The 6,541-nt window shown below is 75.2% G+C and carries 8 protein-coding genes; 3 read left to right on the forward strand and 5 right to left on the reverse strand.

Going from position 1 to position 6,541, the window contains the following annotated elements:
- Positions 1–131: 131 nt before the first annotated feature.
- The 3 genes from MNZ39_RS22715 (at position 132) to MNZ39_RS22725 (ending at position 2,646) form a co-directional block, all read left to right on the forward strand.
- Complete coding sequence (locus MNZ39_RS22715) at positions 132–1,316, forward strand: BamA/TamA family outer membrane protein (protein ID WP_242341379.1); 1,185 nt, start codon at positions 132–134, stop codon at positions 1,314–1,316.
- 65 nt (positions 1,317–1,381) lie between these two features.
- Positions 1,382–2,308, forward strand: coding sequence for a DNA-3-methyladenine glycosylase (locus tag MNZ39_RS22720; RefSeq protein ID WP_242341380.1), 927 nt, complete (start codon positions 1,382–1,384; stop codon positions 2,306–2,308).
- 89 nt (positions 2,309–2,397) lie between these two features.
- A complete protein-coding gene (locus MNZ39_RS22725; RefSeq protein WP_242341381.1) occupies positions 2,398–2,646 on the forward strand; it encodes an Lrp/AsnC ligand binding domain-containing protein in 249 nt (82 codons plus the stop codon).
- A gap of 27 nt (positions 2,647–2,673) precedes the next feature.
- Here the strand turns inward: MNZ39_RS22725 and MNZ39_RS22730 are convergent, their stop codons facing one another.
- The 5 genes from MNZ39_RS22730 to MNZ39_RS22750 all read right to left on the reverse strand — a co-directional run.
- Positions 2,674–3,729 carry an AI-2E family transporter gene (locus tag MNZ39_RS22730; protein ID WP_242341382.1) on the reverse strand — a complete coding sequence of 352 codons (1,056 nt, stop codon included), beginning with the start codon at positions 3,727–3,729 and terminating at the stop codon, positions 2,674–2,676.
- Between the two features lie 8 nt (positions 3,730–3,737).
- Positions 3,738–4,445 (reverse strand): oxidoreductase, encoded by a 708-nt coding sequence (locus tag MNZ39_RS22735; protein ID WP_242341383.1) that lies wholly within the window; start codon positions 4,443–4,445, stop codon positions 3,738–3,740.
- A gap of 76 nt (positions 4,446–4,521) precedes the next feature.
- Complete coding sequence (locus MNZ39_RS22740; protein ID WP_242341384.1) at positions 4,522–5,370, reverse strand: MBL fold metallo-hydrolase; 849 nt, start codon at positions 5,368–5,370, stop codon at positions 4,522–4,524.
- A gap of 46 nt (positions 5,371–5,416) precedes the next feature.
- Positions 5,417–5,932: an adenine phosphoribosyltransferase gene (locus tag MNZ39_RS22745; protein WP_242341385.1), complete on the reverse strand. Its 516-nt coding sequence runs from the start codon at positions 5,930–5,932 to the stop codon at positions 5,417–5,419.
- Between the two features lie 78 nt (positions 5,933–6,010).
- Positions 6,011–6,541: M23 family metallopeptidase (locus MNZ39_RS22750; protein WP_242341386.1), on the reverse strand; the 531-nt coding region annotated here is incomplete at its 5' end.

Raw genomic sequence — 6,541 nt, forward strand, 5'->3', positions numbered from 1 at the left:
CACGACGCGTCCCCCGGACCCCCGGCTCGCTCCCGCACAGCCTCATCCGGCTGCGGAGTGCCGAGGCGTCCGAGCGTGCCCCCGGCTCGGGCGGCGCGGGCGCCGACCTGTTAATCTCTCCCGCCTTTCGGATGACGAAGCTCTCCTCCGCTCCCCTGCTCCTCGCGCTCGCCCTCGGCGCGCCCTTCGCGGCCATGGCCGAGGAGGCTGCCCGCGGCGCCGAAGCCGGAGCGCACGCGGGCGATCCGGCCACGGGCGCGGCGGCGCCGGAGACGCCCGCGGAGCCGGCCGCCAAGGCCGCCGCCGAGAGCGTCGGTGCGCCGCCGAGCGGCGTGCGCGGGTTCGCCCTGCCCGTGCTCTTCTGGCTGCCGGAGACGAAGCTCGGGCTCGGGGCGACGGGCGGCCTGCACCTGCACGTCGGCGGTGCGCCGCGCGCGTCCTCCGTGTTCGCCGCCCTCGTCTACACGCTCGAGGGGCAGGGCTCGGTCGACGTCGCCGGAGACCTCACGACGCGCAGCGGGGCGTTCCTCGGCGGCCGGGTGCGCGCGCTGCACTTCCCGGACGTCTTCTACGGCCTCGGGCCGCGCTCGTCGGAGGGCGCTCGCGAGCCGTTCACGCGCCGCACGGTGGAGGGGTACCTCGTCGCGGAGTGGCCCATCGCCGGCACCGCGCTCCGCGCCGGCCCGCGCCTCGACTTCCGCGCCGAGGAGATCCGCGACCTCGAGGCCGGCGGGGCCCTCGCGTCGGGCGACGTCCCGGGCGCGCGCGGCTTCCGCGGGGCGGGCGCGGGGGCGAGCCTCACGTTCGACACGCGGGACAGCGCGTTCTGGCCCTCCCGCGGCGCGTTCGCGCAGGCCTGGTACACGCTGTACCCGCGCGCGCTCGGCGATCACGGAGGGCTCGGGCGCGGCCTCGCGGAGGCGCGCAGGTTCCTGCCGCTGGGCGGCGGCCGGGTCCTCGGCCTCGCGGGCATCGCGGAGTGGTCGAACGGCGACGTGCCCTTCACGATGCTCCCGCGGCTCGGCTCGACCCGCTTCCTGCGCGGGATCCGCGAGGGGCGCTATCGCGATCGGCTGTCCTGGGCCGCCCAGACGGAGCTGCGCGTGCCCGTTCGCGGGCGGCTCTCCGCCACGGCCTTCGGCGCGCTCGGCGAGGTCGCGCACACGCCGCGCGACCTCGGGCTCGACACCGTCAAGGTGGCCGGCGGCGTGGGCCTTCGCTGGCGGCTCACCGACGAGGGCGCGAACATCCGCTTCGACCTCGCCGCCGGGCCCGCCGGGCCGGAGGTGTACGTGCTGGTGCTGGAGGCCTTCTAGACGGCCGATCATGTCGCGAGCAGGACGTTCCGATGCTCCCGTAGCTCCCTGGAGCGCCCCCCCACGTGCGAGTCCCCGAGCCTTTCGATCTCGATCTCACCGTGCGCAGCCACGGCTGGTACGACCTGCCGCCCTGGCGTTACGACGTCGATCGCCGCGTGCTCGGCCGTCCGGTGCTCCTGCCGGGGGGCCGGACGGCGTACGCGGAGGTCGCGCCGGGGGAGGGTGGGCTCGCGTTCCGCGCCTTCGGTGAGGGCCGGCTCGGCGTCGAGGAGGCGCGGTCGGCCCGGGACGCGCTCCGTCACTGCCTGGCGCTCGACGACGATCTGTCCGCGTTCTTCGCGCGGGCGGCGGCGCTCGAGGCGCGGCGCGCCGCGGGGGAGGGGAAGGACCTCCCCGATCTGCGCTGGGCGCTCGCCCGCGGCGCGGGCCGCCTGCTCCGCTCCCCGACCGTGTTCGAGGACGCGGTGAAGACGCTCTGCACGACGAACTGCTCCTGGGGGCTCACGCGCGCGATGGTGACGCGCCTGTGCGACGCGCTCGGCGCCCGGGCGCCCCTCGGCACGCGCGCGTTCCCCACGCCCGCCGCGATGGCCGCGATGCCGGAGCGCTTCTACCGCGAGGAGATCCGGGCGGGGTACCGGGCGCCGTTCCTCGGCGCGCTCGCCCGCGACGTGGCCTCCGGCGCGCTGGAGCTCGAGGCACTGCGCGTCTCGGCGGAGCCGACCGACGCGCTCGCGCGGCGCATCCGCGCCCTCGCGGGCTTCGGCCCCTACGCGACCGAGCACCTGCTCCGACTCCTGGGGCGGCACGATCACCTCGCCCTCGACTCCTGGACGCGGCCCAAGCTCGCGCGGCTCCGCGGCCGGCGTCGCGTCCCGACGGACCGCGCGCTGCGCCGCTGGTATGCGCCGTACGGTCCGTACGCCGGGCTCGCCATGTGGCTCGAGGTGACCGCCGACTGGCACGGCGAGCGGCCGGCCTGGCCGTGAGCCGATGGCAAGCGCCGCTTCCGGGCCCGGCCGGCGCGGGGCCGAGCGTGGTAGAACGCTCTCGGATCCCCCCGACCGGAGAGCCCGCGATGAAGGCTGCGTTCGTTCTCGTGAAGTGCGAGCTGGGACGCCTCGAGGAGGTCGCGAACGCGATCATGGAGATCGAGGGCGTCTCCGAGGTGCACTCGATCACCGGCGAGCACGACCTGCTCGTGAAGCTGTACGCCCCCACCTACGAGGCGTTCGGCGATCTCATCCCCGATCGGCTGCAGAAGGTCGCCGGGGTCGCGCACACCGTGACGATGCTCGCGTTCCGGGCGTTCAAGCCGACGGCCTGAGCGCCGGGCGGTGCGGCGCGCCGCGCGCTACTGCTCGGGCCTCACCCCGCGCCCGTACTCCTGCTCGTACATCTTCAGGATGGCGAGCAGGAACGTGACGATCAGCGGTCCGAGCACGAGCCCGATGCCGCCGAACATGGCGAGACCGCCGAGCAGCGCGAAGAACACGACGCCGCCGTGCAGCTCCATGCCGCCCTTGAGCAGGTAAGGCCGCACGGCGTTGTCGACGATCGACACGACGCCGAGGCCCCACGCGGCGAGGAACGCGCCGGCGACGAGGTGGCCGGTCGCGAGCAGCACGACCGCCACGGTGATCACCATCAACGTGGCGCCGAGCGCGGGCACGAGCGCGATGACGAAGGTGGCGAGCGTGAAGAAGATGACGTTCGGCGCGCGGGCGATGAGGTAGCCGACGAGCGCGGTCACCGTCTGGATCCCGGCGGTCGCGAGCGTCGCGGTGAGGACGGAGACGCTCGTCTTGCGGAACTCCTCGATGAGCTCGCGCAGGAGCCCGGGCCTGAGCGGCACGTGGCGGTCGAGCCAGGCGACGAGCCGCGCGCCGTCGACGAGCATGAAGAAGAACGCGATGAGCATCATGGTCGTCTGGAAGACGGCCGTGCCGGTGGCGGAGATCACGCCGGTGACGACGCCCGCGGCCTGCTGCCCCTGCTCGGCCATCCGCTGGATCTGCTGCTGCGGCTGCGGCGTCGACGCGAGGAGCCTCCGCGCGGCGCGCTCCACGGGATCCGGGAGCCGCGTCAGGAGCCCGCCGAAGCCCTCGCTCGCGATGAGCTCGCGGAGCCAGGCGATGCCGTCGAGGACCTGGCGGACGAGGAACGTGCCGATCCCCGCCACGGGCACCACCACGGCGAGCAGCACGGCGAGGGTGAGGAGGGTCGCGGCGAGCTGGCGGCGGCCGCGCAGCTTGCGCGTGAGCCACTCCATGGGGCTCCGCAGCGTCGCCGAGAGCACGGCCGCGAGGAAGAACGCGACCCAGAACGGCCAGATCAGCACGGCGGTCAGCGCGATCGCGGCGACGAGCATCGCGACGAGCAGGCGGCGCGCGTGTACGGGAGGGGGCATGCGGGTCCCTAGAAGTTCGCGTGGACGCGCCCGGGCGGGATCCCCGCCTGCGCGAGCGTGTGGCGGACGTCCTCCACCATCGCGGTCATCCCGGAGACGAACGCCACGGCGTCCCCGGGCGCCGCCCCGCCGAACGCCAGCGAGCGCGCCACCTTCTGGACGCGGCCGCGGAGGCCGAGCCACGCGTCGTCCTCGGCGGAGGGGCAGAGGATCACGCGCACGCCGCGGCGCTCCCAGGCCAGGTGCTCGCCCACGTACGCGAACTCCGCGCCGAGGCGCTGGCCGTAGAAGAGGGTGATTCGCCCGAAGCGGTCCCGCTCGCGCACGAGGTGCTGCACGAGCGAGCGGACCGGCGCGATCGCGGAGCCGGCGGCGAAGAGGAGCACGTCCCTGCCCTCCGCCTCGGCGACCGGGAATCCCTTCCCGAAGGGGGGCGTGAGCTCGAGGTGGCCCCCGGGGACCGCGCGGGCGATCACCGCGTCCGCGACGTGCCCGCCGCGCTTCACGAGCAGGTCGGCGGATCCGCTCGGGTCCGGGGCGCTCGCGAGCGCGAAGAACCCCTCCCCGGCGTCCGTGCGGATCTTGACCACCTGGCCGGGGAGGACGTGCGCCGCCGCGAGCGGGGGCGGCAAGGCGACGCGCAGGCCCCGGAAGGCGGAGGTCTCGTCCCAGGCCGCGAGGACCGGCACGGCGGCGTGCTGCGTGGGGCCCGTCATCGCGCGAAACCTATCACCGGGCGCGCTCCACGGCGCGCCCGCGGCGGCGGGAGGCGGCCGGCTCGGGAGGGGCGTGTCACCGAGCGTCATCTCCTCGCGGGCGAGGAGGGACGCGCCGGCGCTCCGCCGCGGCCTCGAGCTCGGTCAGATCGAGCAGCCAGCCGTCGCGCGCCGCCACCGTCGGGACGCCGGTGCGCCCGGAGATCGCGAGCGCGAGCTCCTCCGCCCGCCCCCGCGCGAGCTGCATGCCGAGGTGCGTGAGCACGGCGATCCGGGGCCGGATCTCCGCCACGAGCGCCTCCGCGTCGTCCGCGCCGAGGTGGAGGTACCTCCGGTCGCGGCCGTGCTCGCGCGTGGTGTTCACGACGAGGAGGTCGACGCCGGCGTACGCGCGCGGCAGCGCGTCCAGCCAGAACGTGTCCACGACGTGACCTGCCGTGAATCCGGGCGCCGAGAGCCGGTAGCCGTAGGTCTCGATCCCGTGGTCGTGCGCGAGCGGCGTCTCGAGGAAGACGCCGGGCGCGAGCTCGTGCCGGCTCCCCTCGGCGAGCACGAGCCGCCGCGCGACGAACCGCTGCGCGTAGCGGAACACCACCGGCTCCTCCTCGAGCGCGTCGCGCGGGGCGAGGAGCGTCCCGCGGGGTGCGAAGCCCCCCTTGCTCATCGCCTCGACGATCGCGGTCGCGTCTCCTGCGTGGTCGAGGTGCCGGTGCGTGACCACCAGGGCGTCGACCTTCGCCGGGTCCACGCGCGGTCTGGACGCGAGCGCGCGCACGAGCGCGCCCGGCCCGGGATCGACCCACACGACCGTGCCATCCAGCGTCCAGACGAGGCCGCCGGAGTGGCGGAGCTGCGTCGACACGACGAACCGCGCGCCGGCGGTGCCGAGGAACTTGAGCGTGCGCGCGGGCGAGGTCGGGCTCACCGGCCGTTTCTAATCCGGTGGGGCCGCGCCGGCAGCGCGCGATCGGTCAGTAGGAGAGGAGCGCGTGCACGTGCTCGCGGCCGAGCCGCTTCGCGCCGCCGAGGAACCCGAGCTCGACCAGGAACGAGTACGCGACGAGGTGAGCCCCCTGGCGCGTCACGAGCCGTCCGACCGCGTCGGCGGTGCCGCCGGTCGCGAGCACGTCGTCCACCACGAGCACGCGCTCGCCGGCCTTGACCGCGTCGATGTGCAGCTCGAGCGCGTTCTCGCCGTACTCGAGGGAGTAGACCTCGCGGATGGTCTCCCACGGGAGCTTGCCCGGCTTGCGCGCGATGGTGAGCCCGGCGCCGAGCGCGTAGGCGAGCGGAGCCGCGAAGAGGAAGCCGCGCGACTCGATCCCCACGACCTTCGAGATCCGCTCGTCCTTCCAGCGGGCGACGAACGCGTCGATGACCTCGCGGAAGGTGGTGGGATCCGCGAGGACGGGGGTGATGTCCTTGAAGACGATTCCCTTCTGAGGGAAGTCGGGGACGTCTCGGATTCGGGCGCGGACGGCTTCCATGGGCGCGGACATTACCACGGCCCAGCACGGGTATCGCGCCGGAGCGAGGCCGAGGGCCGCGGCGGGCGGGGCGCGCCGTCACGGCAGGAAGAGGAGCGGGTTCCGCGGGCGGGTGGCCTTGCGGACCTCGAAGTGGAGGTGGGGACCGGTCGTCCGGCCGGTCTGCCCGACGCGCGCGATCGGATCGCCGCGCGAGACCCGCTGGCCGTCCTTCACCAGGACGCGCGAGTTGTGGGCGTAGAGCGTCACGAGGTCGTCCGCGTGCTTGAGGATGACGATCGCGCCGTAGCCGGGCTGCTCGCCCGCGAAGATGACGACGCCGTCGGCCGCCGCGGCGACCGGCGCGCCCTCGGGGGCGGCGATGTCGATCCCGTCGTGGCGCTGTCCGGCGCGGACCCCGTAGCGTCCGTAGAGCACGCCCTTGAGGGGCCACGCGAGCGGCGCGCCGTCGTCGCTCGCCCGTAGGCCGGCCGGGGCGGGGGCGGCGCTCGCCGCCGGGGGCGGAGCGCGAGTCGGGAGGGAGGCGGCCGCCGGAGGCTCTGCGCGGGGGTCGGCGCGCGCCGGGTCTGGGAGCGGCGCGGGTCCGGCGGCGAGCGGCGAGGGTCCGGC

Source organism: Anaeromyxobacter sp. SG66, from assembly GCF_022690805.1.
In the GTDB taxonomy this organism is placed as follows: Bacteria; Myxococcota; Myxococcia; order Myxococcales; family Anaeromyxobacteraceae; genus Anaeromyxobacter; species Anaeromyxobacter soli.

What these genes read in the sequence shown, in the direction of transcription:
- MNZ39_RS22745 (WP_242341385.1), bottom strand. Translation starts at nt 5,932, where the DNA reads ATGGAAGCCGTCCGCGCCCGAATCCGAGACGTCCCCGACTTCCCTCAG.
- MNZ39_RS22725 (WP_242341381.1), top strand. Translation starts at nt 2,398, where the DNA reads ATGAAGGCTGCGTTCGTTCTCGTGAAGTGCGAGCTGGGACGCCTCGAG.
- MNZ39_RS22735 (WP_242341383.1), bottom strand. Translation starts at nt 4,445, where the DNA reads ATGACGGGCCCCACGCAGCACGCCGCCGTGCCGGTCCTCGCGGCCTGG.
- MNZ39_RS22715 (WP_242341379.1), top strand. Translation starts at nt 132, where the DNA reads ATGACGAAGCTCTCCTCCGCTCCCCTGCTCCTCGCGCTCGCCCTCGGC.
- MNZ39_RS22730 (WP_242341382.1), bottom strand. Translation starts at nt 3,729, where the DNA reads ATGCCCCCTCCCGTACACGCGCGCCGCCTGCTCGTCGCGATGCTCGTC.